29 protein-coding genes and 1 pseudogene are annotated in these 24,502 nt (G+C 69.2%); 15 read left to right on the top strand and 15 right to left on the bottom strand.

Annotated elements, in window-relative coordinates; translation table 11 throughout:
- Positions 1 to 260: 260 nt before the first annotated feature.
- Positions 261 to 2,921 (top strand): RICIN domain-containing protein, encoded by a 2,661-nt coding sequence (locus tag IEZ21_RS33280; protein ID WP_189325544.1) that lies wholly within the window; start codon positions 261 to 263, stop codon positions 2,919 to 2,921.
- 426 nt (positions 2,922 to 3,347) lie between these two features.
- Here IEZ21_RS33280 and IEZ21_RS33275 read toward each other — a convergent pair whose 3' ends face one another.
- Both IEZ21_RS33275 and IEZ21_RS48945 read right to left on the bottom strand, forming a co-directional pair.
- A complete protein-coding gene (locus tag IEZ21_RS33275; protein ID WP_189325543.1) occupies positions 3,348 to 3,788 on the bottom strand; it encodes a hypothetical protein in 441 nt (146 codons plus the stop codon).
- Positions 3,789 to 4,170: 382 nt separating this feature from the next.
- Positions 4,171 to 4,320: a sigma factor-like helix-turn-helix DNA-binding protein gene (locus tag IEZ21_RS48945; protein WP_373302343.1), complete on the bottom strand. Its 150-nt coding sequence runs from the start codon at positions 4,318 to 4,320 to the stop codon at positions 4,171 to 4,173.
- Between the two features lie 409 nt (positions 4,321 to 4,729).
- On the opposite strand from IEZ21_RS48945, the gene IEZ21_RS33270 reads away from it, so the two are divergent.
- Positions 4,730 to 6,250: an NCS1 family nucleobase:cation symporter-1 gene (locus IEZ21_RS33270; protein ID WP_189325542.1), complete on the top strand. Its 1,521-nt coding sequence runs from the start codon at positions 4,730 to 4,732 to the stop codon at positions 6,248 to 6,250.
- Positions 6,251 to 6,377: 127 nt separating this feature from the next.
- Here the strand turns inward: IEZ21_RS33270 and IEZ21_RS33265 are convergent, their stop codons facing one another.
- Positions 6,378 to 6,770: a DUF4333 domain-containing protein gene (locus IEZ21_RS33265; protein WP_189325541.1), complete on the bottom strand. Its 393-nt coding sequence runs from the start codon at positions 6,768 to 6,770 to the stop codon at positions 6,378 to 6,380.
- An 800-nt stretch (positions 6,771 to 7,570) separates the two neighbouring features.
- On the opposite strand from IEZ21_RS33265, the gene IEZ21_RS33260 reads away from it, so the two are divergent.
- Positions 7,571 to 8,539, top strand: coding sequence for an AraC-like ligand-binding domain-containing protein (locus IEZ21_RS33260; RefSeq protein ID WP_189325645.1), 969 nt, complete (start codon positions 7,571 to 7,573; stop codon positions 8,537 to 8,539).
- A gap of 311 nt (positions 8,540 to 8,850) precedes the next feature.
- Here IEZ21_RS33260 and IEZ21_RS33255 read toward each other — a convergent pair whose 3' ends face one another.
- From IEZ21_RS33255 to IEZ21_RS33245, 3 genes are read right to left on the bottom strand one after another with little or no spacing between them, the layout of a single operon-like run.
- Entirely contained in the window at positions 8,851 to 9,891 is a 1,041-nt protein-coding gene (locus IEZ21_RS33255) for a hypothetical protein (RefSeq protein WP_189325540.1), read from the bottom strand.
- Positions 9,892 to 9,907: 16 nt separating this feature from the next.
- Positions 9,908 to 10,759, bottom strand: coding sequence for a fructosamine kinase family protein (locus IEZ21_RS33250; protein WP_189325539.1), 852 nt, complete (start codon positions 10,757 to 10,759; stop codon positions 9,908 to 9,910).
- Positions 10,756 to 10,965 carry an acyl carrier protein gene (locus IEZ21_RS33245; protein WP_189325538.1) on the bottom strand — a complete coding sequence of 70 codons (210 nt, stop codon included), beginning with the start codon at positions 10,963 to 10,965 and terminating at the stop codon, positions 10,756 to 10,758. Before IEZ21_RS33245 ends, IEZ21_RS33250 begins: the two co-directional genes overlap by 4 nt.
- An 87-nt stretch (positions 10,966 to 11,052) precedes the next feature.
- On the opposite strand from IEZ21_RS33245, the gene IEZ21_RS47215 reads away from it, so the two are divergent.
- On the top strand, positions 11,053 to 11,181 hold the full coding sequence (locus IEZ21_RS47215; RefSeq protein ID WP_220450460.1) for a TerD family protein: 129 nt from the start codon (positions 11,053 to 11,055) through the stop codon (positions 11,179 to 11,181).
- Positions 11,182 to 12,041: 860 nt separating this feature from the next.
- On the opposite strand, the gene amaP is transcribed toward IEZ21_RS47215, so the two are convergent.
- Genes amaP through IEZ21_RS33220 form a run of 5 tightly spaced genes read right to left on the bottom strand, consistent with a single transcriptional unit; the run spans position 12,042 to position 14,466 of the window.
- Entirely contained in the window at positions 12,042 to 12,635 is a 594-nt protein-coding gene (amaP, locus tag IEZ21_RS33240) for an alkaline shock response membrane anchor protein AmaP (protein ID WP_189325537.1), read from the bottom strand.
- A gap of 10 nt (positions 12,636 to 12,645) precedes the next feature.
- Positions 12,646 to 13,329, bottom strand: coding sequence for a DUF6286 domain-containing protein (locus IEZ21_RS33235; protein ID WP_189325536.1), 684 nt, complete (start codon positions 13,327 to 13,329; stop codon positions 12,646 to 12,648).
- Complete coding sequence (locus IEZ21_RS33230; RefSeq protein WP_189325535.1) at positions 13,326 to 13,772, bottom strand: Asp23/Gls24 family envelope stress response protein; 447 nt, start codon at positions 13,770 to 13,772, stop codon at positions 13,326 to 13,328. The genes IEZ21_RS33235 and IEZ21_RS33230 overlap by 4 nt, the downstream gene beginning before the upstream one ends.
- The gene (locus tag IEZ21_RS33225; protein ID WP_189325534.1) at positions 13,769 to 13,996 is read right to left on the bottom strand and encodes a hypothetical protein; all 228 of its coding nucleotides are present in this window, start codon (positions 13,994 to 13,996) and stop codon (positions 13,769 to 13,771) included. The genes IEZ21_RS33230 and IEZ21_RS33225 overlap by 4 nt, the downstream gene beginning before the upstream one ends.
- 38 nt (positions 13,997 to 14,034) lie before the next feature.
- Positions 14,035 to 14,466 (bottom strand): Asp23/Gls24 family envelope stress response protein, encoded by a 432-nt coding sequence (locus IEZ21_RS33220; protein ID WP_189325533.1) that lies wholly within the window; start codon positions 14,464 to 14,466, stop codon positions 14,035 to 14,037.
- 200 nt (positions 14,467 to 14,666) lie between these two features.
- Between IEZ21_RS33220 and IEZ21_RS33215 the strand changes: the two genes are divergently transcribed.
- The 4 genes from IEZ21_RS33215 to IEZ21_RS33200 all read left to right on the top strand — a co-directional run bounded on the left by IEZ21_RS33215 (position 14,667) and on the right by IEZ21_RS33200 (position 17,222).
- Positions 14,667 to 15,431, top strand: coding sequence for a hypothetical protein (locus IEZ21_RS33215; protein WP_189325532.1), 765 nt, complete (start codon positions 14,667 to 14,669; stop codon positions 15,429 to 15,431).
- A 51-nt stretch (positions 15,432 to 15,482) separates the two neighbouring features.
- A complete protein-coding gene (locus tag IEZ21_RS33210) occupies positions 15,483 to 15,734 on the top strand; it encodes a hypothetical protein (RefSeq protein ID WP_246568394.1) in 252 nt (83 codons plus the stop codon).
- Between the two features lie 341 nt (positions 15,735 to 16,075).
- Positions 16,076 to 16,336 (top strand): hypothetical protein, encoded by a 261-nt coding sequence (locus IEZ21_RS33205; protein WP_189325531.1) that lies wholly within the window; start codon positions 16,076 to 16,078, stop codon positions 16,334 to 16,336.
- A gap of 307 nt (positions 16,337 to 16,643) precedes the next feature.
- Positions 16,644 to 17,222 (top strand): DUF5994 family protein, encoded by a 579-nt coding sequence (locus IEZ21_RS33200; protein ID WP_220450459.1) that lies wholly within the window; start codon positions 16,644 to 16,646, stop codon positions 17,220 to 17,222.
- 256 nt (positions 17,223 to 17,478) lie between these two features.
- Here the strand turns inward: IEZ21_RS33200 and IEZ21_RS33195 are convergent, their stop codons facing one another.
- The 3 genes from IEZ21_RS33195 to IEZ21_RS33185 all read right to left on the bottom strand — a co-directional run bounded on the left by IEZ21_RS33195 (position 17,479) and on the right by IEZ21_RS33185 (position 19,179).
- A complete protein-coding gene (locus tag IEZ21_RS33195; protein WP_189325530.1) occupies positions 17,479 to 17,880 on the bottom strand; it encodes a DUF5994 family protein in 402 nt (133 codons plus the stop codon).
- A gap of 382 nt (positions 17,881 to 18,262) precedes the next feature.
- On the bottom strand, positions 18,263 to 18,463 hold the full coding sequence (locus IEZ21_RS33190) for a hypothetical protein (RefSeq protein WP_033320556.1): 201 nt from the start codon (positions 18,461 to 18,463) through the stop codon (positions 18,263 to 18,265).
- A 218-nt stretch (positions 18,464 to 18,681) separates the two neighbouring features.
- The gene (locus IEZ21_RS33185; RefSeq protein WP_189325529.1) at positions 18,682 to 19,179 is read right to left on the bottom strand and encodes a DUF5994 family protein; all 498 of its coding nucleotides are present in this window, start codon (positions 19,177 to 19,179) and stop codon (positions 18,682 to 18,684) included.
- Between the two features lie 273 nt (positions 19,180 to 19,452).
- Between IEZ21_RS33185 and IEZ21_RS33180 the strand changes: the two genes are divergently transcribed.
- The 7 genes from IEZ21_RS33180 (at position 19,453) to IEZ21_RS33150 (ending at position 24,239) form a co-directional block, all read left to right on the top strand.
- A complete protein-coding gene (locus IEZ21_RS33180; RefSeq protein ID WP_189325528.1) occupies positions 19,453 to 19,725 on the top strand; it encodes a hypothetical protein in 273 nt (90 codons plus the stop codon).
- Between the two features lie 194 nt (positions 19,726 to 19,919).
- Positions 19,920 to 20,276, top strand: coding sequence for a PRC-barrel domain-containing protein (locus IEZ21_RS33175; RefSeq protein ID WP_189325527.1), 357 nt, complete (start codon positions 19,920 to 19,922; stop codon positions 20,274 to 20,276).
- A gap of 40 nt (positions 20,277 to 20,316) precedes the next feature.
- Positions 20,317 to 20,490: a hypothetical protein gene (locus IEZ21_RS33170; protein WP_189325655.1), complete on the top strand. Its 174-nt coding sequence runs from the start codon at positions 20,317 to 20,319 to the stop codon at positions 20,488 to 20,490.
- A gap of 132 nt (positions 20,491 to 20,622) precedes the next feature.
- Positions 20,623 to 20,898: a DUF5994 family protein gene (locus IEZ21_RS33165; protein ID WP_189325526.1), complete on the top strand. Its 276-nt coding sequence runs from the start codon at positions 20,623 to 20,625 to the stop codon at positions 20,896 to 20,898.
- 197 nt (positions 20,899 to 21,095) lie between these two features.
- Positions 21,096 to 21,695, top strand: coding sequence for a hypothetical protein (locus IEZ21_RS33160; RefSeq protein ID WP_189325525.1), 600 nt, complete (start codon positions 21,096 to 21,098; stop codon positions 21,693 to 21,695).
- Positions 21,696 to 22,002: 307 nt separating this feature from the next.
- Positions 22,003 to 23,097 (top strand): ferredoxin reductase, encoded by a 1,095-nt coding sequence (locus IEZ21_RS33155; RefSeq protein ID WP_189325524.1) that lies wholly within the window; start codon positions 22,003 to 22,005, stop codon positions 23,095 to 23,097.
- 86 nt (positions 23,098 to 23,183) lie between these two features.
- Positions 23,184 to 24,239 carry a fatty acid desaturase family protein gene (locus tag IEZ21_RS33150; protein ID WP_189325523.1) on the top strand — a complete coding sequence of 352 codons (1,056 nt, stop codon included), beginning with the start codon at positions 23,184 to 23,186 and terminating at the stop codon, positions 24,237 to 24,239.
- Here the strand turns inward: IEZ21_RS33150 and IEZ21_RS47955 are convergent.
- Positions 24,183 to 24,502, bottom strand: a pseudogene (locus IEZ21_RS47955) (hypothetical protein); the annotation flags it as partial. The gene IEZ21_RS33150 and the pseudogene IEZ21_RS47955 overlap by 57 nt on opposite strands.

The raw sequence follows: 24,502 nt of genomic DNA, 5'->3' as shown, positions 1-24,502 counted from the left end.
GGGGGCCGGTCGGCCGTACACGAATGACTGCGGTCGCCGACCTGCGCGTCGAAGCATCCCGAGCTCGCCAGAGACCACAGGGCACCAGCCTCACCCGGCTGCTGATCAACGCCTGCCGCACCACGAGGTGGCCTGAAAGGACTTCCCGGCTCGGGGCAACCCTTTGCGGAGCCTGTGACCACAAGGAGTCGGATCCGGCCATTCCAGTGCCTGATTCCGCCACTCCCCTGGTGAACAGCGTGCAAGGAGAACACCTCCCCATGGAGAACCCCACGAACGGCGGGCGCCGCGGGCGTCACCGCCGTCGCTGGACCGCGACCGGTCTGCTGCTCGGCGTGCCCGCCATCGTCGTGCCGTATCTCCTGTTCTCGCAGGAGGATTCGCAGGCCGCGACGGTCGACGGCGAGGCCTACTACCGGCTGGTTTCCGTACGCAGCGGCAAGGCGATGGACGTCAACGCCTTCTCCACCGCCGACCGCACCCGCATCCAGCAGTGGACCGACCAGAACACCGCCAACCAGCAGTGGAAGCTGAGACCCACCGGGGACGGCCACTACGAGCTGGTGAACCGCAACAGCGGCAAAGTGCTGGGCATAGCGGGCGATTCGACCGCCCAGGCAGCTGCCGCTGAGCAGCAGACCGACAGCTCCTCCACCTCCCAGGAGTGGCGGATCGACGAGGTGAGCGGTTCCGGCGCCGTCACCTTCACCTCCCGCAGGAGCGGCCAGGTCCTGGACGTCTCCGGAGGCTCCACGGCCGACGGCGCGGCAGTCATCCAGTATCCCGGCAAGGGCAGCACCAACCAGCAGTGGAAGCTGGTGAAAACGGCCGAGACCCAGACGGCCGGGACCGGCACCGCGCAGACCACGGCCGCGGCCGGACCGTATGTGTGGAACAACACTCAGGTGGTGGGCGGCGGTTACGTCACCGGGCTGGTGTTCAACCCTCGGGAGAAGGGCCTGCTGTACGCGCGCACCGACATGGGCGGCGCCTACCGCTGGGACGTCGCGGCCGAGCAGTGGATCCCGCTGACCGACTGGGCCGGCGAGAAGGACTGGAACCTGCTGGGCATCGATTCGGTGGCCACCGACCCCGTCGACCCCGACCGGCTCTACCTCGGGGCGGGCACCTACACCAACAGCTGGGCGGGCAACGGCGCGATCCTGCGCTCCACGGACCGTGGCCGCACCTTCCAGCGCACCGATCTGCCCTTCAAGCTGGGCGCCAACGAGGACGGCCGCGGGGCGGGCGAACGTCTGGTGGTCAACCCCGCGGAAAACGGCACCCTGCTGCTGGGGACCCGCAAGAACGGCCTGTGGCGCAGTACCAACCATGGCGTGACATGGAGTCAGGTCTCCTCGTTCCCCGTCAAGGACGGGGCGAGCAGCGGCGCGGGCATCTCCTTCGTGACGTACGGCCCGGCCGGAAGCAAGACGGTCTATGTCGGCGTCGCCGACAGGTCCACCTCCCTGTACCGCTCCACCGACGGCGGCAGCACCTGGCAGGCCGTCTCCGGGCAGCCCACCGGCCAGATGCCGCAGCACGGCGTGCTCTCCGGTGACGGCTCGCTGTACCTGACGTACACCAACGTCGTCGGACCCAACGGCGTGACCGCGGGCTCGGTGTGGAAGTACACGCCGACCGGCGGGGCGTGGAAGAACGTCTCGCCGTCCCAGGGCGGCTACGGGTTCTCCGGTCTGGCCGTCGACCCGCAGAAGCCGTCCACGGTGATGGTCACCACCCTCGACCGCTGGTGGCCCGAGGACGAGCTCTACCGGACCACCGACGGCGGCACGACCTGGAAGGCGCAGGCCGCGAAATCGGTGCGGGACGCCTCCGCCGCTCCCTACGTCGGTACCGGCACCGGGCACTGGATGACCGCCCTGGCCATCGATCCCTTCAACTCCGGGCACGTGCTGTACGGCACCGGCAGCGGCATCTGGCGCAGCAAGGACGCCAACGCCACCGACAGCGGCGGCACCAGCCACTGGATCGTGGGGTCCCGAGGGCTGGAGGAGACCGCGGTGCAGGACGCGGTGGCCCCGCCCGGCGGGGCCACCGTCATCTCCTCCATGGGTGACCTGGGCGGTTTCCGCTACAGCTCCTCCAGCTCCCTGACCGAGGTGCCCGCCGGGCGGCTGAAGAACCCGATGATGATCACCAGCACCGACATCGATTTCGCCCAGTCCAACCCGTCGGTGATGGTCCGCGTCGGCCGTGGCGGCGATCAGGACGGCGCCTACTCCACCGACGGCGGCAGCAGCTGGAGCGGCTTCAAGGCTGAGCCGGTGGGCAGTGCCGACAGCGGCCAGGTCGCGCTCGCGGCGGACGGCTCCGCCATCGTCTGGACCGAGGAGGGTCAGGCCCCGTACCACTCGACCGACAAGGGGGCGAGCTGGTCGAAGGTAAGCGGCCTGGGCACCGGCGCCGTGGTCGTCGCCGACCGCTCCTCGGCCCAGACCTTCTACTCACTGTCCGGCGGCACGCTCTACGCCAGCACCGACGGCGGCGCGACCTTCACCGCCCGCGCCACGAACCTGCCCACCGGCCGGCTCACGGCCGTCCCCGGCATCGCCGGGGACCTGTGGATCGCCGGCGATGCCAAGGGGCTGCTGCACTCCACCGACGGCGGCCGCACCTTCACCACGCTCGGGGCGGTGCAGTCCGCCTCCGCCCTCGGCTTCGGCAAGGCCGCGCCGGGCGCCTCGTACCAGGCCCTGTACCTGATCGGTACCGTCAAGGACGTCACCGGCGTCTTCCGCTCCACCGACAAGGGCGCCACCTGGCTCCGTGTCAACGACGACGCCCACCAATGGGGCAGCATCGGTGGCGTCGGCGTCGTCACCGGCGACCCCGACACCTACGGCCGCGTCTATGTCGGCACCAACGGACGCGGCCTCCAGTACGGCGACCCGTCCTGACCCCAACGCCCGAGCGGGGCCGCAGGCACAACGGCCTGCGGCCCCGCCCTGGCTGAGAAGCCGTATCTCAACCGATTGCGATGGACCGCGGACGACCGCCTACCGTCCCAGTGCTTGGCCAGCGGGGCCGCCGAGAAGGAGTCGTCCGTCTTCCGGCCGACCGCCCAAGCGTCGGTCCTGCTCCTCGCGTCGACATCCATGAAGTCACTCGAAGCCGCCTCGGAAAGCGGTAACGCGAGCTTCCAGGGCGTCTCCGCCTGGGCCTGGGCGGCCCACGGTGTGAGGGCGAGGGCGCAGGCCGCGAAGACGGTGGCCACGCGGATGCCGCGTGAGGCAGACCCTTGTGCGGGGGTTCTCATCAAGTCGCTCCTTCTGGAGGTGTGTTTCCGTGACAGGCCCGGCGGTGCCGGGCCCGCGCGGGGGAGTTCAGTGGCGGGCGTTCTCCGGCACGGTGATCTGCCGCTGCGCCCACTCCATCCGGGTGGTCGCCGAGTAGGACACCGTCGTGCCCGCATCCAGCCCCGCCTGCCACACGGTGGCCGACGGTTCGGCCAGGACAACGAGCTCGGCCAGCAGAGCGCCGGTGGACGCATCCACGACCAGCCGCTCCTCCACACTCCCCAGCGGGGTCTCCGGGTTGTCGGGAAGCGTGATGCCGATGCCCTCGCGGCCCAGCGGGTCGGTGACGGAGCCCTGGACGCGGATGCCCGGCAGGTCCGCGAGCAGGCGGTACGCGGCGGCCCGGGTGCCGGACTTCACCGGCATGGTGATGAGGTTGGCAGCCTGGCGCAGCATCCAGGTCGTACGGTCGCCGCTGTTCTCGCCGCCGCCGTCCCGCTCGTACAGCCGCTCGAACTGTCGGCGCAACTGCGCGCTGTCGGTGGGCAGTTCGCGCAGACCTGGTAGGAGACGTTGTCCGGGCCGAGGGCGTAGATCTTGTTGTCGTGGTCGGTGCGCATGACCATGGCCCGCCTGGTTCCGATCGTGAGCCCGACCCTCATCCCACCGTCGGCCCCTGCCGGGCTCTCCACTTGCCGCGGTGAACCGGCGTCCCGCCAGCGTTCCTCGTCCGCCGCCTGCCACGGTGTCCTCGGCCGCACGGCCGCACGGCCGCACGGCGTGAACCGCGTCACCGTCCATGACGCCCGGAGGGGCCACCTGGCCCACCTGGGGGCCGGCCGTGCCGTCTCGGCCGTGATCGTGCGCGGATCCGCCCTCCGTGAGCGCCGCGGAGCTCACGGGGCGACGGTCAGCAAGTACCGTCCAGGTCGAACCGACTGCCGCCAGCGGTGGGTAGTTGCCGTCTTGGCCGGTTCGGCCTCGGCGAGCTTCGGAGCTTCTTGCGGGCGCGCGCGAGCCGGGAGTCGACCGTACCGACCGGCACGCCGAGCTCTTCCACTCCGGCGGGCGAACCCGCGAGACTCTCGCCGAGCGGTACGGCATCCTGCACGAACTCCCGGGCGCCCCCTGCACCGACGCCCAGAACGCGCTCGTCCTCCCCCGGGCCATCGCAGTTTCACGACGGCCGCAGACAGAACAACTCCGGTCCTACAAGGTTGACTTGTCATCGCCGATTCATGCGGTCGGACTCGTCGACGGCAGCAGCGACAGGAGTACGCCGCATCATGCAGCCGCAGCCGACCGCCCTCGTAACCAGCCGCACTGCCGCGGGAATCCGGTTCACCCGTTGTTGGCTCCGTTACGCGCCCGGCATCCCGGTGCAATATCCGGGCCGTTCCCTTCCCTGACACATCAACCGTCCGGCGCCACGCCGGGAGGGGATGGGGCACAGCAAGGAGGAGCAAGACATGACGGCCACCGACAGTGCGGGCTCTGACAGCGCCGCTACGCCGCCGGAGTACTCCCCCCGTCTCTACAACGCGGACCTCGCCCCCGCCACCGAGCGCAAGTGGGGCGCCTTCAGCATCTTCAACGTCTGGACCTCGGACGTGCACAGTCTGTACGGCTACTTCCTGGCCGCCAGTCTGTTCCTCGTCGCGGGCAACACCTTCAAGTTCCTCATCGGCATCGGTGTGGGCTCGCTGATCATCTACTGGCTGATGACCCTCATCGGCAAGGCGGGCGTCAGGACCGGTGTCCCCTACCCGGTCCTCGCCCGCGCCTCGTTCGGCACCTTCGGCGCCAACGTCCCGGCACTCGTACGGGCCGTGGTCGCCACCTTCTGGTACGGCGCCCAGACCAGCGCCGCCGCCGGCGCCGTCGTCGCCTTCCTCGTCCGCTACGACGGCCCCAAGGACCTGCACGAGACCACCCGGCTCTTCGACCACAGCGGCCTCGAAGTGCTGTGCTACCTCGGCGTCTGGGCCGCCCAACTGCTCATCATCAGCAAGGGGATGGAAACGGTCCGCCGTTTCCAGGACTTCGCCGGGCCGGCGGTCTGGCTGATGATGCTGATCCTGGCGATCGCGCTGTCCGTGGAGGCGGGGGTACTGTCCTTCTCCGTCGACATGCCGAGCGGCGACCTGGCCACACTCGCCAAGAGCGCCACCGGACTCGACGTCAGCCCCGGCTCACTCGCCGCGATCGCCGCGATAGCCGCCACCTGGGTCACCTACTTCGCGGCCCTGTTCCTCAACTTCGGCGACTTCGCACGCTTCACCCCCGACGAGAAGGCCCTGAAGAAGGGCAACCTCTGGGGCCTGCCCGTCAACCTGATCCTCTTCTCCCTCGTCGCGGCCATCACCACGGCCGCCGCCAGCAAGGTGTACGGGGAGGTCATCCTCGAACCGGCCGTCATCTCCGCGAAGTTCGACAGCGCGTTCCTCGTCCTGCTCGCCGCCCTGACCTTCGCCGTGGCGACCCTGGGCATCAACGTCGTCGCCAACTTCGTCAGCCCCGCCTTCGACTTCGCCAACGTGGCCCCGAAGTATGTGACCTTCCGGCGGGGCGGCCTCATCGCCGCCGTCATCGCGCTGCTGCTCTACCCGCTTCACCCCTGGGACAACGCTCCCAGCTTCGTCAACGCCATCGGCTCGACGATGGGCCCTCTCTTCGGCGTGATCGTCGTCGACTACTACCTCATCAGGAAGGCACAGCTGAACGTGCCCGCGCTGTACCAGGAGCACGGGGAGTTCCGCTTCCAGGGCGGCTGGAACATCCGGGCGTTCGCGGCCGCCGCGGTGGGCTCCGTCTTCTCCAGCATCCTTCCCGTCTACGGGCCGTCCGGATACGGGACGAATCTGGGTCCGTACTCCTGGTTCATCGGCGTCGCCGTGGCCGGGGTGCTCTACTTCGCGTTGAGCGGTGGCAGGAGCCCGCTCACCGCGAGGACGGCGGAAACGGAAGCGCCAGAGGCGACAAAGGCATAGGAGCCGGGTTCTTCCAACAACCCGAGCAGGGCGCCTGATCTGGGCTGATGCCTGCCAGGCGCCCTGTTTTGTCGGGCGGGTCCGCCGTCCCGAGCACGCTCCCGAACGGGTCGCGCGGGCTCTGTGTTCACCCGACGTTGTTGTCGACCTTGAGGTTGTAACTGACCCGGTTGCCGTTGACGGCGGTGGCAGTGACGATGACACCGCGGGTGTCGCTGCTGGTAGTGATCTGGCAGCGGATCGTGGCGCCGACCCGGGCCGGGAGGTGCTCGGCGCAAGTGACCATTTTGGGACGCTTGCCGGTGTCCGCGGCGACCTTGTCGGAGATCGTCAGCGCGACTCGGGCCTTGTGGACGGCCCCCTCCTCGCTGACGCCCGTGTTCTCGGGCTTTGCGGGGTCGTCGCCGACCGGCTTCTCCTCGGCCGTCGGCTGCTCCTCGGCCGGGTCCTCCTCGACAGGGGCTGTTTCCTCGCTGGCCGTCGCCTCATTCTTCTTCTTCTCCGCGTTGCCGATGCTCAAGGAGCATCCAGTGGCGAGAAGCACCGTCAGTGCGCCCAGCGCAGCCGCGGCCGCAATCCTCTTTTTACGCCCCGTGTGCCGCATTATTTCCCTCTATTTGTGAGTGATGAGAAAAGAACAGGAAGACGCAATCGACTGAATCGGTTCTGCGTATAAGCAGTTGGCGGTGCCGTCCGCCATGCCCAGCTCATACTGGATCGCGTAAGAAGTCGGCGCGGCCGATGTAGCGGCCGTTGAGCCGGCGCTGGACAGCCTGCACGGCCGAGCTGCCGGCCCGGTCGCCTCAGGTCACCAGCACAAGCGTCGTGCCAATCACGTAGCTGTACGTGTTGTTCACGAACTGCCGTGCGCGCAGCACCAGTTAATCCACGATGATCCACCTTCCGGCTTCAAGTGCGGCCCCTTACCGTCCGGTCTCCGCGTCGGCGGCACAACAAGCCACCCCTTTTCGGCCAAACCATAGGACGATGGCCGGGCCCGGAATGTGTCACGCGTGCGGGAAACTTTGTCAGCAGCGCTACATCGACATCGGCTGCCCGTCGGGGGCCGTCGGCGCAACCCGGCGCGGCGGTACACACCGCAACCGGCCACGCGTCCGCCCCGGGGCCGGTGAGGGCGCGGGTGAGCTGACGTCGTGCCAGATGGCTGCCCTGGGGGCGACCTCGATGCCGTTGCACAGCGAGACGGCGGCCTGCCATGCTGATCTTCGCGACCGGATCGTGTTGAGGGGGGCTTGTGAGGGCACGGAACGACGCATCACCACGCCGGCCCCATGGCCGATTCAGACGAAGGCCTGCCCCATGAGCCCGGTCCTGGACACTGCGCTCGTACCACCGCGAGACCGGGAGGAGACGATCCGGCATGCGGTATGGGAATCCGTCGTGCCGGTCGATATCGATCACCATCTCCCGCCCAAGGACCTCTCGGTTCATATCGGGCTTGGCACCGTCGGGCCCATCAGGATCTGCTCGGCGCGGGCGACCGCACTGACCGTGCAACGGACGGAGCGGCTGGCCAGGGAAGATGAGGAGCCGGCCGTCTTCATCGGCCTTCAGCTGACGGGCACCAGCCTGGTGACTCAGAACGATCGCCAGTCCCTACTGAGACCCGGCGACTTCGCCCTCTACGAAACAAGCGCCCCCTATACCCTTCACTTCAACGAGGGCGTCGCCCACCACTTCTTGCGTTTCCCCCGCGCGGCACTCGCGCTCCCTGAACGATCGCTACGAGACATTGCCGCAGTCCCCCTCGGCTCCGACAACCCCGTCGCGAGCCTCGCCTCCACGTACTTTTCCCAACTGGCCGTCAGCGAAGAACTGCGCCGAGGCCTGCACGCCGACGCAATCGTGGAGCCCAGCATCGAACTCGTTCGCGCCGTCGTGGCGTCCCAGCTCGGAAACTCCAGCCTGGCCAGAGCGCCGATGGAGGCAACGCTCAACCTGCGGATCACTCAGTACATCCGAGCGCACTTGGCTGATGCCGACCTGTCGGCCGCGAGGATCGCCACCGTGCACGGCATCTCGGTCCGCCACCTCTACACGGTGCTGGCCCGTTCGGGTATCAGTCTTGGCGACTGGATACGTTCACACCGGCTGGCGGAATGCAGACGAGAGCTGGCCGGCCCGAACGGCCGGCTGCGGACCATCGCGGCGATAGGCCGGAGTTGGGGATTCGTGGACGCGACCCACTTCAGCAAAGTGTTCAGACAGGCCTACGGCGTCTCGCCCCGGGCTTGGCGCGACCAGAACCGTCCCCGCCCCTCCGCCTGAACCGGCCAGCACGTCGATCGCCTGAGGTCCCCCGGGACGCGGCGGGGCTTCACGGCGCACACGCCTCCCAGTCGAGAGTCAGGCCGTGCCAGATCCGTGCCAGATCCTGCGGGGAACACCGGGAACACCGGGGAACCAGTCGACCGCCCACCAGGCGCCGACACCCCTCCGCCGCAGGCCAGACCCGGAGCCGACCCCAGATGCCCTTAGCTTCCCGAGCTGAGAGCGCGAGTTCGATTCTCGTCACCCGCTCCATGAGCAAGGCCCAGGTCAAGGAGCCCTCCCCTCCTCGTCGGTGAGTTGCGCACGCGTCACACGAACCCGACGATCCGCACCACTCGCTCCAGCAGCCGGGTCTCGGTCTCCCGCACTCGGGCCAGGAACTCCAGGCCCCGCACGGCCTCATGAGCGGCCTTCTCGCGCGGGAGGAACAGCAGCCGCAGCCTGAAACCCCGCACCTGGCGGTCCAGCTCGCGGTAGGCGTCGAGGGTGCCGGCCAGCGGCTCGTGCAGGGCGCAGGTGCCGGCCAGGTGGGTGAGGCGACGCAGGACCATTCCCTTGTGTTCGGAGAGCAGATGGAACATGCGGTAGTCCAGACCCGCCGTCCCGTCTTTCACCTGAGCTAGGTGGAGGACGAGATGGTCGTACGTCTTCACCCCGTCCTTGTTTTCGAGATCGGCCGGGTCCGGTGCCGACACGGTGGGAGCGGACCACCAGGTTCCGGTGTCCTGGGTCTCACCGGGTGTGCCGGCGAGGTAGTCCTGGAGTGCGCGGGCCAGGCGGGCAGGGCTGAAGCTGTGCGGGACCGGGCGGGGCCTCAGAAGCTGGACGGGGCTGCGGACTTCCGAACGCCCCTCGTGGACGGCCGACTTCGCCTGGCGGAAGGCCCTGGCGAAGTCGTCGTAGGGGATGCGGAGTTTGCGGAAGACGCGGGGTCTGCCGCCGAACCCCACCACGTCGACCTCCCGTCTCCGGTCGTCGTATCCGAAGACGAGGTACTCGTGCAGCCGGACGAATGGCCGGCCGCGCAGATGGTCGTCGTCGACGAAGACGGTGCAGTGGTGGCCGGCGGAGATCCGGTCGCGGATCAGGTCGATGACCGACGGTCCCGCTGCGGAGACGGCGGCCCAGTCGAGGGTCCGGCACTCCAGGACCTCCGGATAGCCGAAGGAATCAGCGAAGTCGAGGTGCGGTTGTTCGCCGCTGCTCGGGGAGTAATCCGAGTGGAGCTGGACGTAACGCTCCAGGTACCAGGGGAAGGTGTCCTCGTGGGCCAGGGCCACGCACAGCGGGAGGGCACCGAAGAGGTAGGAGGTGTACTCCCGCTGGACGTTGGTCTTCAGGCAGGGCACGGCGGGATCCCCGGAGTCAGGAGAACGTACGGACGACGTCCCGGACCCGCGCTACGGTGTCGCCGTACGTCCCGAAGTGGGCCAGCACACTGAGGTGTTCGCGCAGGTGCAGCAGCGGCATGCGGTCGCGCCAGCCGTCGGGCAGGGGGGAGATCTCCTCGTAGGCGCGGAAGAAGCGGTCCGGCGGAGGATCGCAGCAGTACATCATGCTGAGGTCGGACTCGGCCCACATCCAGCACACCGCCGGGTCGAGGAACACGGGTTCGCCGGCCGGGTCCGCGACGATGTTCGCGCGCCAGAGGTCGCCGTGGTTGAGCACGCTGGGAGACGTCGGGACGAGCTGCGGAAGGCGTTCACAGATCCGCTCCAGGCCCGCCAGGTCGGCCGGTTCGAGGGCGCGGCGTACCTTGGGCTCGCGCAGGTAGCGGCGGATTCGGTGTTCGGCGAAGAACTCGTGGCCGTCGTCGGCCCAGCCGTTCTCCTGGGGAAGCAGGCCGAGCCATCCGTCGGTGTCCCAGCCGAACCGGTCGCCGCGCACCGTGTGCAGGGTGGCGAAGGTGCGGCCCGCCGCCTCCCAGAACTCGTCGGTGTCGGGCCGAGGATGCAGCGCTTCCATGAGGACGTGGTGCGCACTCACCTCGAACACCTGGGGAGTACGGATGCCCGCGCGTTCATGGAGCGCCCTGAGTCCGGCCGCCTCCAGCGGGAACAGGTCGGGCGGAGCCTCGACGGACCCCTTGAGGACGTACGCCCTTCCGTCGGCGAGGGTCAGCCGCCAGACGTCGTTCACCGCGCCGCCGGAGAGCGGCTCGGCGTCGACCACGTCCGGGACGACGTCGCTGGGCAGACTCTTCCAGAGGGTGTTCACGCGATCAGCTCCGACAGGGCGTTCCACAGGGTGCGGGCGGAATGGAGCATGGCGAACATGATCCTGTCGTCGGGGAAAGTGACGGCGAACCGCTGCTCGAGGTCGACCACTATGTTGACCGCCGTAAGCGAGTCCAGGCCGTTGTCCGCGCGGTCCGAGGGGGTGGTCTGGCGGTTCCGTACCGGCATCGGCATGACCTCCACCATGGCACGGGCTCATCAGAAAAATGGGGGGATGAAGACAGCGAGGCCGCATGGGCCTTCCAGCCTCCCGCAGACCCGGACATCCGAGCCATGGTCATCGCCGAGCTGCACCGCCACCCCGTCGACGGCCGACCCGCATGGGAGCTACGCGCCCTCGGCCAGGGCTGGGCGGACGGCCTCGACGGCCTCGCTCGCTCCTACGGAGTCGACATCGAGTGACAGCTGGGGGCAGGCACCCGTGCGCGTCTGCAATCAGCATCTCTGGCTGGGCTGAAGCGCATGGATGCGGACACCTCCGAAGGTCCGTCGGCCACTCCCAGACCGCTTACTCCGACGCCGTGCCCACAGCATGCCCGTAAGGGCGGACAACCACGGTCAACAGCGGTGCGATCCGACCCGCGCGACCACCGAGAGGGAAGACCTCTGTGCAGGTCAGAGCCACAGTGACTACCCAAGCGCCGTAGCTTCCCAAGCTGAGAGCGCGAGTTCGATTCTCGTCACCCGCTCCAGGTTGAAACCTCAGGTCAGTGGCCTGGGGTTTGTTTGTTGTCTAGGCCAATGGGGGTGGCCTGCCCTCTGTGTGCCCTAAGTCGAGGCGATGGCAGCCAAGTCGCATGCACAAAGGTCGACTTGGTGGCGGTGCGTAGCCCCTGCTTTGGCCGTTGTGCCCCGGCGGTGTGAGCGGGTGGTTCACGATGCGCCCCATGTCCACCAGGTACGGCCGCTCTCGAAGACGGCGAGCGGCGCCGCGCTGCGGACGTCCCACCAAGAAAGGGACTCCATGCAAACTCCCCCAGGAGATCGGCCGAGGTTGCCGCCACCACGCCACCCGAGCTGAGCGCGAGGCCGCTCTGGAGGCGGCAAAGGCGCGAGCCGGGAGAGCAAGACAGCGGGCAGAACGCGAGCGGCGGACGATCCACGGCGGCCTCGCGCTCGTCACCCTGGCGTTGTTAGCCGACTTGGGTTCGCGCCTGGAGCACCTGGAAGGAAGACCAGCACGAGGAAGAAGCGCGCCATATCGTCACCCTCGGGCTCATGATCCTGCTCACCGCACACCCCCATGGGACTTCGGCCCAGGCTTAGGCGGCGCGTTGGGCGCGGTGGCGGACTTCCCTGAGTCGGACCTTCGACGGGAGGCGGTCCAGGCCGGCCGAGTCCCGCGCGTGTGCGAGCGTTTCCCCGCTCAGTCGCCCCAGAGTCCGCGCTGGATCCGCGTGAGGCTCCAGCAACAGCCGCACGCGTGCGGTCGGAGCAGTACGTCGGCCCATCAGCCGTACATGAGCCTGCGAGACCCCGCCCAGGGCCTGCGCCTCTTCCTTGATCACGTCCTCCAGGGTGCGGCCGTTGAGCCGGGCCGCCGCGCCGTCTTCGCCGTCGACGAGGACCTGGCCCAGGCGGTGTCTGCGCTGCGCAAGGAGCCACCACAGCAGCAGGGCCAGCAGCACGGCGAGCACCGCGATGACGGTCGGCCACCACCAGCCCTCTTCCCGCCACCGGGTGCGTCCCTCGGCGCCCAGCACCACATCGTCCGGCCCACGGAAGGGCCACCAGCCCGGCATGCCGAAACCCCAGCGGCGCTGCAGATCCAGCCCGCCCAGCAGCACACCGCCACCCAGGGCGAACAGTCCAAGGCCGAGAAGCCCCAGCAGCACCCGGTTCACTGTCTTGAGCATCAGGATCACCTCAGCCCTTCTTCGGGCGCCGGACGCGCACCGTCAGTGTGGGTTGCCGGGCGAGACCCAAGGACGTCACGGCTTCCCCCAGCGTGGCGTCCAGGTCCGCTCGGACCTCCTCGAGATCACGGAAATGTGCCCGTGCCCGGGCTTTGACCTTCCGGCGGCCGACAGCGACCCGTGCCGACTGGACACCGGGCACCTGCATGGCCCGGTCGCGCAGAACCAGGGCGGCCGCGCGGCGGTCGAGCCCGGCATGGACCTCCTCTGCCCCGGGGATACCGGTGGGCTGCCGCATGGGCAGCAGCCTGCGCAGACCCGGCGTCACCGCCAGCAGGAAAAGCCACAGGCCGAGGGCCATCGCCACTGCGGCCCCGACGATCACCCAGATGTCATCCAGGGGCCGTGTGGCCAGTTCCTCAGCGAGCCGCCGCCGCCAGCGCATCGCAGACCGGCCTGCCCGCACCGAGACCACGTCGTACAGGAGCAATCCAATGGCCGCGACGGACAGCAGGGCCACCAAGGCCGCGGGAATCCGCCGCGCTGACCAGAAACGGCGCGCCGACCGGCCTCTTTTATCGATCGCTGCCGTCGCGCCCGCGCCCGGGGTGCCATCGGCGGACGGAGCTGCCTGTCCGGAATCGGAGGGAAGGTCGCTGTCACCGGTCGGCTGCCGCCAGGTGTTCGCGCTCATCTCACCCTCTCCTGGTCCGGGTACCGCGCATGCACCGAGTGCAGCCTCTCGACCGACACCGCGAGGTCGGACACCTCCATGCCGGCCCATGTCCTGAGCCGTTCGGTAACCTCCCGGCGCACCGCGGCGCACTGCGCCCCGATGTCGGACGGATAGCCGAGCTCGACGGTGATGCGCAGCCGTGCCTCGCCGATAACCGCCTGCCGCCCGACGGCAGACTCGGCGTCTCGTCCTGCGGTATTTCGCTCTGGTGCCCGCCGCACGGCTGTGGTCACACGCGGCGTCCGGCGGCCGGGTGGTACGCGGCCGGCCGACTCGGTGAACCGGCTCAGCGCCTCGTGCGCCACCTGGGATGCGATCTTCGCAACGACCCGGTCGGTAACGGTGATCGCACCGCGCTCCCCGCGGGGGATGCCGGGACGCCGATCGGCTTCACCGGTCACCGCAGCCAGTCTCCCCGAGCCCGTCGCCGGTCATCGCGGATCCGCTCCTGCCGGTCTCGGCGGCGGACGAAGTCGCCCGGTTCGAGATCGCCTTCCATAAACCGCCCGACCACGAGACCGACGACGCCCAGTCCCAGCACCAGCAGGAAAGCCCAGAAGTCACCGAAATACGCGGCGAAACCCAGCGCCATTCCGGCCATCAAGCCCACCACGGCCCTGCTCATCACGCGCTCCTTCACTCAAGCGTGCTGCTCCGCCCCGGCTACTGGATCCGTTGCCGCTCTTCCCCTTCGTCCTCCTCGTCGGGCAGCTTCACGTCGCTGACCATGATGTTGACTTCCACGACTTCCCGGCCCGCCATCCGCTCCACTGCGGCGATCACGTTCTCCCGCACCGCACCGGCCACGTCCGTGATCGAGACGCCGTAGTCGACGACGATCTCCAGATCGATGGCCGCCTGCCGCTCTCCGACCTCGACACTGACCCCGCGTGTGACGGACTTGCCACTACCGGCGCCAGGCATCCGCTCCCGCATGGATCCCATCGAGCGCGCGAATCCGCTGCCCAGGGCATAGACGCCGAGCACGTCCCGTGCCGCCATTCCGGCGATCTTCTCCACCACCACATCGGCGATGGTCGTCCGGCCGCGAGAACCGGGCGCACCGCCATGCCTTACGCCGGTGTTCTCAGTCATCAGGGCATTTCTCCCTTGAGAGTAAAGTTTGCACCCTTTGTTCAGATTATATTCGTTTTAGTGGATTTGCTCGAGATGCGGACTGCGAGGCGGGGTGGTCCAACGAGTGGCCCGAACGTCCCCGCCCGGAGCCCTCGCGGAACACTCCTGGCGCAGTGCGGCGGGAACCGCGGCCATGGAAGAAAGAGGGTGAGAGGCCGGTGACCGAAGCGTGGACGCAGGCAGTACGGCGCCAGCTCGGCCTGGGCCGGCTGCTCCCGCTCGGCGGGCCCGACGACGGGACATGGATCACCGAGCAAGCGGCCGTCCGGGCCCTCGGGCGCGCTGCCGCTGAGATTCCCGGTGTTCGGCTGGGGTCTCTGCGCATCGGGTCGGCACCGCTGGAGCCCGTGTCCGAGCCGGCCGTCCGTCCGCCGGCCAGCGCGCTACCGCCTGGCCCGCTCAGGATCGAAGCCGCCTTCACAGCATCCCTCGGGCAGCCGCTGCCTGAGACCGCCGACCAGTTGAGGAGCGCACTGCTCAACGCGGCCGCTGAACGGCTCGGCCTGGCCACCGTGATAGCCGACCTGCGCGTCACGGATCTCCATGAGGGCCCGGAGACAGGCATGAAGTCGCGGACCGCAGCGAGGGCCATGAGGCCCGCGCCGGAAGCTGCAGCCGCGCGAAGCTCGCCCCCGGTGACCGGAACAGGATCCATGCGGGGGCCCGTCGGGGAACTGGCGGACATCGCGACGGGTGTTCCGGGCGTCGCCCGCCTCGCCGCCGTGCTGGGAAGCCGCCCGGTCAAGGTGGAGGACCATGACGATCCACCCGGCCGACACATCGAGGTCCAGCTCGCGGTCGCCCCGGGGCAGCATCCATTGGAAGTCGCCCGCGCCGTCCGGGCCGCCGTAGCCGACGCAGCCACCACTGACACTCCGGGCCCGGTCACCGCGGCCGTCCTAATCACAGAAACCGCGGCCTAGCCAGCCAGGTATCAACGATGGCTCGACGCATTCCGTGATCCGGTCCCATTTGTGGCGGGTTCAGGCTCTGAACTGGGCGAACGACCCGGACGGGGCCTCGTTGGGCTTGGCTGCTTTCACCGCTTCGGCACCAACGCCCCGCTGGCCCGCGCCGCCAAGGACACCGCCCCCGACGCCTGGCGCCGCGGCATCGCCTTCATGCTCGACGGCCTACGCACCGAAGGCGCCCACCCGCTTCCCACCGGCCCGCTGCCCCCGCAACAGCTGTACCAGGGGATGGGCAACCTCACCGGCACGCCATGATCAGCGCGGCCGCGAGACGGGCGTGGTGTCCCAGGACGGCTCACCCTTCCCGGGTGGCGTCCGGGTTGATGGCGTTGGCTTGAAAGTGAGGCACAACCAGCGGATCGCGGCATTTCACTACAGTGAGCCCTGCCGTGGATCGGCCGACGAAGCTGGAAGACCCGGCAGTCGGCGGGGCCTGCAGGATCGCCCCGCGCCACCACCCACCGCGAGCCCCGAGACGGGGACGGGGATGGCCAATGATGTAGGGCTTTCTCCTCGCTGGAGGCGGTGGGGTGTGGCGCGACGGTCTTATCGCCCATAGTCACCGTTGTCACGTCGTCCTGAAGAACGAGGTCACCATGAAGCCACTGGAAGTCCCCTCTGCCGGGCACGCCGAAGTACGCATCGTGGCCGCGTCCCCCGAAGTCTCCCGTACGGTTGCGGAGGTTCTCCGTCGTTGCTTCGCCTCCGTCGAGCAGCGCAGCTATCCGGAGGGCAGCGAGGGCGGGACCCGTCTCCACCTCACCGTGGACACCACCCGCCCGGCGGAGCCGGCCCGGTCCTGGCTGGTGACCAGTCAGTCCTCGGAGGATGACCGCAAGCAGACGGACGAGGTCTGAAGCGTTCTCCTCATCGAGGTCGGCATGGCCCCGCAGTCCTGCCTCTTTGGACTTCGGGTCGTCCCTTGGTCTCCTGGTCGGTTCGCGGCACTCTTTCTCTGCTCCTGCGGAGGGTGGCGGCACTCATCAGAGGTGTGCAGGGCAGTGTTCACAACCCGCGCCTCACCGGGGCCCGTTCGACGTCCCAGCGGAGTAGCGTGAAGGCATCGAGAGTATTTCGCACACTGGCCTCCATGTCGGTGTCGTTCTCGGCGAGTGACGACACCGGGCCGAGCCTGTGGCAGCGGTCTGGAGACGGGTTCGCGCGATGTCCGCGACCACCGACCTTGCCCCGCTGCGGATGGTGCCCTTCAGGGTTCCGAGCACCCGCCTCGCGCTGAAGCCCATGAGCACGTCCCGACGGGGCCTGGACGGCGCCTGGTGGCCCCGCTCCCGGGACCTGCCAGGCGAACTCTCCGCTCTGGCCGACGTGCTGGATCCTCTGTGGGGACGGATCACCCGGATCGCCGTCAACCCTCAGCACTGGCCGGTCATCCCGCGCAAGGTGCCCGTCAACGGTCATGTGGTGAAGGTCGGTTGGTTCGCGCGGGAGCTGGACCCGTACAAGATCATGCTGCTGTCCTACACCGCCGGCCGGTGGGACCTGCTGGTGATACCGCCGGAGGTCAGCCCCCCGGCAGCCGCCCGGCTGATGGCCGCCGCGAGCGACGGCTCCGGCCCTCCGATGACCGCGAGCGAGCTCATGGCGACGGAACATGCCCTCCACGGCAGCCCGACGGGTTATCGGGCACAGGTTCCTGCGGAGGCGTGGGAGGGCAGGGAGGGCACTTCCTCGTGTTACCCGGCCACCCCGACCGGGCCGAGGCGACTGATCACAGGGATGTGACCGTGATCCTGATCGTTGCCGCGCTCCGGCCCTCGGCGCGACAACCGGACGGCGGCCGGGCCCGATTACGCCCCACCGCCGCAGAACGGGCTGTTGGGACGACCTTGGCGGGTGAAGCTGCCGTATGGTGCTCCGTCTCGGCAAGGATGACCAGCGGCGACCGGTGCTGTCTCAGGCAACCACAGCTGGCCAGGGTGGGCGAGGCCCATCGCGCAGCTTCGCCATACGGACGGCACTCCCCGCGCACCGCTCACGATCAGATGGGGTCGTCGCCCACGGCAGCGGCCATGAGCGGCTCGGCCGTATCGGGCGGGGTGTCGGGCGGTACGACCAGCAAGTCCCAGCGCCCCCGGCTGGGGGCCAGGAGGCAGACCGTGTCCGGGGCGGACATAGTGGTGGACCTGCGCAGGCGCACGACCTGGTTGAAGACGAGCATCCGGCCGGGGGTCACGGACCACGTCGCCCCGTTGACCGTGACACTGCTGATGTGTCCCCAGGCCTGCGGCAACCCGGCGAGCAGCCGCGGGAGTTCCACCAGCAGGTCGTACGAGCGAGGCCACCACACTCCGTCGATGCGGCGCGGCATGCCGGCGCGGGGTGCGAGACGCAGACGGAGGAGGGGGTACGAGGGAAGCGAGGGCTGCAGTGCGGTCGTCATGAAGGCTCCTGTCAACTGCCATGAGAAACGCGAGAAAAGGGGAAGGCCGGGTCCACACGCGGCGGGCGGCGCGCGGTCCGGTGCCGGCCAGCGCACGTCGTACACCCAGCCGAGGCGTTCGAGGAGGCGGATGACGGCGGCTGGACGGCGTTCGACGGGACGGCCGTTGAAGGGGGTTCGGCCATGGACTTGGCGGAACTGAGCGACATGCGGAGTTCCTTGACCTCGATGCGGGTGGCTCGGCCGGGGTCCCGGGCTGCTCCTGTGTGGACGGGTGGTGTGATGCGGAGGGCCGGTCAGGTGTTCTCGTTCGGATGCGTACGGTCCGTCGGCCGCCTGCTGGTATCGATACGGGCCGCAATCGGCGCGAGGATCGCGATGATCACGAGCGCGAGGAGTACGAGGGAGCCAGGGGCAGGCGCAGGTCCGTGGCTTTGGGGCCCGCCCGGTAGCTGCTGTCTTCGTCGAAGGCGAAGAACCAGCGGAGCGCATCGGCGACTTGTCGTGTCACTTCCGGGTACGGCGAGACGAATCGGACCTCGGCCGACGGCCCGTCGGATAACGGAAGGGCTTCGGCGGTCATTTGGCGGAACCTGCCTCGAGCGCGAGCACCCGCTGTCGTGGAACCGCGAGGCCGAAACCGGCCTGGCACCGGCATACGAAGGGGCCTCGCTTGCTCCACCGTACTCCTGCCTGCCGCGAAAGGAGGCGGACCCGGCTCGCGCGGCCGATCACCGGGCGTCTCGCACCGCATCACCGGGCGCCGCACGCCGCACGCGGGTCGTGGTGATCCTGGCCGGTCTACGGGGCTTCCGTGGCGATCGGGAGCACTCGACCGGTACCGGTGTCGATGAGGATCTGCGCCGCCTGCGTGAGGTTGTCGGCGCAGACGGCCCTCGCCATCGCGTCGCGCGCCGCGTCGGGTGTCGCGTGCGGCGGTACCACGAGCAGGGAGAAGAGATCTCGATCGCCCCGGCTGACGAGGACGGTGTCGTCGCCGACCGGAGAGGAGTCGATGTGCACGACACGGTCGTCGATGATCAACCGCGTCGGCAGTTCTTCCCAGGCGCTGGAGTCCAGGCCGACGCGCGTGACAGGCCCGAGGTGTTCGGTCATCGCGGCGATCAGGCCGGGAAGCTCCGCGCCGATGTCGCGGGACCGTGGCCACCACGCCCCGTCGAGGATTCCCGCGCGGTCGTGTGTCGTTTGCAGCCGCAGGATGGCTGTTCCGGGCCGGACGGCCTGGTGGATCGCGTCCGGCAGGAGCTTCGCCTCACGTGACGGGTCGGGGTCGGGCATCGTCATCGCCTGTCTGCGGGTTCGGCGGCTCGCCGACCGCCTGGGGCGATGTCGGCGTCACCGCCGGGGAAGCAGAGACGCTTCCTGGGTCCACGATACTCCGCACCGGCCACGACGAAGCTCGCACAGACGCTGCCGCCCAATGCTCCGGTACCCGAGAAAACCACTGGTCAACGCAGGTGCTCGGGGCCCGGCCCGGAGTACAGTGAACACCAGGAGTTCCTCGTACCCCAGCTGACTTTTCGTCGGTGCTCGGCACGCGTGGCGGCAATCATGGCAACACTGCACGAGCGGAAGCACTACCGCGAAGCGATCATGAAAACCCTGTACGAGGCCACGGAAGGCAATCGCCTCCTTGGTGTCACCGGGGCGAAGCTGCGTGACGACTTGGGGATCCCCGAGCAGGATCTGGCCGCGGCCTGCACATATTTGGTGGGCGAAGGGCTTGTCACAGCCGATTGGACCCGGGGAAATGCACCCACGATGGTCACGCTGACACATCAGGGGATTCGGCTCATGGAGGCCGATGAAGAGGAGCGCGACTGACGCGACAGGGCCACTTCAGGACACCGGAGCCAGGGGCCGTATTACCCGAAACCGCCTGTACCAGAAGGGCGTTTCGGTCATACGATGACAAGTGGGTCGGCGCACTCTCACGTGCAATGGCCCGGAAGGGCGGCCCCGGTGTGTATACACCGGGGCCGTTGCATCACCGGCGGCGCGCAGACAGGGAGCGGGACATGATCCGTTCAGCCGACATCCGCGAGTGGCGCGACCATGACGTGGTCGACCCGAAGCAGCACAAGATCGGCATGCTCGAAGCCATCTATGTGGACACGACCACCGACGAACCGGCCGTGGCCACCGTCAGGACCGGGCTTCCCACCCGCCAGCGGCTGGTCTTCGTCCCCCTCGACGAGGCAGTCCTCGGGCCGGACTACGTCAAGGTCTCCCACACCAAGCGACAGGTACGGGACGCCCCATCGATCGGGACGGACGACGTACTGCCCGCCGAGCAGGAAGAAGCGATCTTCCGGCATTACGGCATGGCGTACCAGCCGGGCGCCAACGGCGAACGCAAGCTCGCACGCCGCTGACCGTCCAACACGTAGCACGCAGTACGAGGAGGTGGTTCGGGTGATGGTGCTCTTCCTGCTGCTCGTCCTTGTGGCCGTCGCGCTGGGAATCATCGGCTCGGTGGCGGAGGGCCTGGGCTATCTGCTGGTCATCGGTATCGTGCTCTTCGTGGTCGCTCTGGCCGTCGTCATAGTGCGAGGGTCCCGGCGCGCCGGGCGGCGTCCCCTCCGCTGACGACGACGGCGGCGGTGCCTGAGCTCTTCGGCAGGTGTCCTCGCGACGGTAGCCGGTGTCCTCACAACGGTCCGTCGGACACTGGCCAGGAGCAGCCTCAACTTACTGGGAGCACTTCGTACACCGGCCTTGATGCCTGTGTCGTTCTCGGCGATTCACGACACCGGGCCGGCTCACACGGTGAAGGCCGCCTGGTTCGTGACCGGACTGGACCCGGTCAAGATCCGGCTGTTCTCCTACGGCGTCGGTCACCGGGACCTCCTGGTGATCCCGCCGGCCACCGATGCCGCCTCGGCCGCCCGGTTCATCGCCGCGGCCACCGACCCGCGGCACCGCGAGCGCTCTCATGGCCGCCGAGGACCACCGGACCGCCGCCGAGCACGACGACGCGTACGAACGGAGCTGTGAAGAAGGGTGGGAGTACGAGGACGGTGCCCTGCCGAGCCGTCTGCGGCAACAGCGCCAAGGCGTAAGCGGCAGGGCGTCACACTCCTGATCCCGACACTCGGTCGACCCCCTGTCCTGACGCCCGGTTTACCTCGTCGGCTCCTGCTGTCACCATGCCGAATCCGGGGATGTTCGTCCCACGGCCGGGAGAGGCTCGTATGACAGACGTGTACTTGCGCAGACTGTCCCGTTGGCAGGCCGAGCAGCAGCGGGACGTCGTCGCGGACCTCCACGTCACGGCGTACCGCGGTGCCGCGGGTGCCGAATACCGTGACCGCCAGAGCTTTCTGAACCGGTTCGAGCAGCATGTGCAGCGGACCGACTTCGACATGGTGGTCGCCGACGCGGCGGGCTTGGTCGGCTGCGCCTACGGGTTCCGCGTGGCTCGTACCGGCGAGTGGTGGTCTGGCTTCCGGGACGAGCTGCCGACGGAGATCGAGGAACTCACGGCCGCGGGCCGGACCTTCCTGCTGGCCGAACTGATGGTGCTGCCGTCCCAACGACGCCGCGGCATCGCGACCCGCCTCGGCGAGCGGTTGCTGGCCCGCCTCGACGCCGATCTGGTCGTCGCGGCCGTGGACCGGCCCGGCGAAGGCGGCCGCAAGACCGCGGCGGAGGAGACCTTGCGCGCCTGGGGATGGTCGAAACTCGGCGAACTCGACCCTCGAATCGCTTCAGACGTTGGTCCCGGTTCGGATGCCGGTGCCGACCGGGAGACGGCTGCCCGGGAGGTGTGGATCCGCAGGCCGCTGCGATGATCCCGCGGCGTCCCGGGAGGCGAGGCCCCACCCAGCAGCGCTCCTCACCGAGGCGAGCGGTCGGTGTCCGTACGACTTGTTCGGTCGGCGCCTCGGCCAGGGCTGGGCGGACGGAATCGCCCACGCCCTCGAATTCGATGTCGAGTGGCCGCCGGGCCGCCGCGCAGAGCGCGGGGGCAGCCGCCGGCTCGCGCCAAGGTCATGCCCGTCGGTCATGCCCGTCAGGGACGGAGCAACCCGGCTTGCCGATCGTCCACGGCTGCGTGAGCGTAGGTGGTTGGAGAGTGACGAGGAACGGAGAGGCGGCATGGGCAGTGTGCTCCGGCACCTGGCGCGGCCCGTCTGGCAGGGCGCCGGGCGGCTGACCACCCCGTTGCTGCCTGACGACTTTCTGGCCGTCGTCGATCCCCTGTGGTCGGCCAGGTGGCCGGCGGGCCGGGTGGAGCTGGTACGGGCGGAGACGGCGGACGCGACGACGCTCGTGGTGCGGGCGGGGCGCGGCTGGTCGAGGCATCGCGCGGCCGGGCAGTACGTGCCGGTGGGGGTGAACATCGACGGCGCACTGCACTGGCGGACGTACTCGATCACGACCCCGCCGGACGGCTCCGGGCGTTTCGCGATCACCATACGGGCAGTCCCGGACGGGCGGGTGTCCCCGCACCTGGCCCGCCGGGTCCGGCTCGGGCAGAGACTGCGCCTCGGTCCTGTCCAGGGGGATTTCGTGCTGCCCGACCCGCCGCCTCCGCGCCTGCTGTTCCTGACCGGCGGCATCGGCATCACTCCCGTGGTGGCCATGCTGCGCGCGCTCGCCAGGCGCACGGGCCGCCGTCCGGACACCGTGCTGGTGCACAGCGCGCCGGACGCCGACCGGGTCGTCTTCGGCGGTGAGCTGCGTGCGATGGCCGCCCGCGAAAGCTGGTTGACGCTGCACGAACACCACACCCGCCAAGAAGGGCGGCTGGATCGGGTACGCCTGGGCGCTCTGTGCCCTGACTGGGAGAAGCGCGAGAGCTGGGCCTGCGGGCCGGAAGGACTGCTCGCGTTCGCCGAACGGGCCTGGCGCGACCCGGATGCCCGGCACCGACTGCACCTGGAACGGTTCCGGCCGCCGTCACCGGCCGTGCCCGGCAGGGGATCGGGCGGGCACGGCGGGCGGGTGCGCTTCACCCGCAGCGGTGTCGAGACAGACGCCGGACCGGCCACCTCCCTGCTGAATGCCGGTGAGGCGGCGGGTGTCGTCATGCCCAGCGGCTGCCGTATGGGCATCTGCCGCAGCTGCCTCAGCCCGCTGTCCGCCGGCCGGGTCCGCGACCTGCGGACCGGCGACGTACACGGCGAGCCGGGCGATGTGATCCAGACCTGCGTGTCGGCCGCCTGCGGCCCCGTGCACCTCGACCTGTAGAGACCCACCCGCGCATATCGACCTGCAAAACCAACTGTCGAGCCTCGTTGCCTGTCGGGCCTCGAGTCTTTGGGAAGGGAGAACCAGTGGCCGCTGCGCTTGCTCTTGCGCCGTCCGAAGCCGACGCCTTCGGGCAGGAACTGGACCGCATTCGCGCCGAGGTGCTGGCCGAGCGCGGCGCCGAGGACGCCCGCTACATCCGTACCCTCATCACCGTGCACCGCGCCCTGGAGGCCGGCGGCCGGGCGGCCCTGGCCGTCTCCCTGCTGCCGCCCGCCTGGCCGGCCGGTACGGCGATGCTCACCACCGCCAAGATCCTGGAGAACATGGAGCTCGGCCACAACATCCTGCACGGACAGTGGGACTGGATGCGGGATCCGGCCATCCACTCCACCACCTGGGAATGGGACTTCCCCACCCCGGCCACTGCCTGGAAGCACACCCACAACGACCTGCACCACACCTGGACCAACGTGGTGGGCCGCGACCGCGACCTGGGCTACGTGGCCATGCGGATGAGCGAGGACCAGCCCTGGCGCCCCGTCCATCTCCTCCAGCCCCTCTACGGCGGGCCGCTGCTGGCCCCGGTCTTCGAGTGGGCCATCGCGCTGTACGACCTGGAGCCCGAGGCCGTCGTCCAGGGTCGCAAGTCCGTGCGCGCGTTCCTGGGCGACCTCGCCGGGATGGCCCGCAAGGGCACACGGCAATTCACCAAGGACTACATCCTCTTCCCGCTGCTGGCCGGCCCGTCCGCCCTGCCGTGCCTGCTCGGCAACCTCACCGCCAACACCGCCCGCAACATCTGGGCGCACACCGTGATCTTCTGCGGCCACTTCCCCGCCGGCGCGGAATCCTTCACCGAAGACGAGATCGAGGGCGAGTCGCGCGGCGAGTGGTACGTACGGCAGGCCCTCGGCTCGGCGAACATCGAAGGCGGCCCTCTCCTGCACATCCTCACCGGCAACCTCAGCCACCAGATCGAGCACCATCTCTTCCCCGACCTGCCCAGCAACCGCTACGGCCAGATCGCTCCCCAGGTGCGCAAGCTGTGCGAGAAGTACGGCATCCCCTACACCACCGGCCCGCTACTGCGCCAGTACGCCTCCACCTGGGCCCGCATCTGGCGCATGGCGCTCCCGTAACACCCCCGTACCAGCCGGTTCCCCGGCCGCCGTCTCGGACTCCGGCCCCGCCCCCGTCTCGGCGGGGGCGGCCGCGCCGATCGCCGCGATGCCCAGGGCCAGGCCCAGGTCGTAGGCCGTCTGGCCGGTCGCCGCGGCGGCCCCCGCCTTCTCCTCAGGCGCGGCGCCGACCGCCAGTACCGTGCCGAGGACGCTGATCGGGGCGACCCCGATTCCGGAACGGAGGCCGAAGGGGCCACCGACGGCGAGCCCCGTGGCGCTTC

The organism is Streptomyces flaveus, assembly GCF_014647675.1.
Lineage (GTDB): Bacteria > Actinomycetota > Actinomycetes > Streptomycetales > Streptomycetaceae > Streptomyces > Streptomyces flaveus.
The sequence above is the reverse complement of the archived record's forward strand: the minus strand, read 5'-3'. Positions and strand labels throughout refer to the sequence as shown.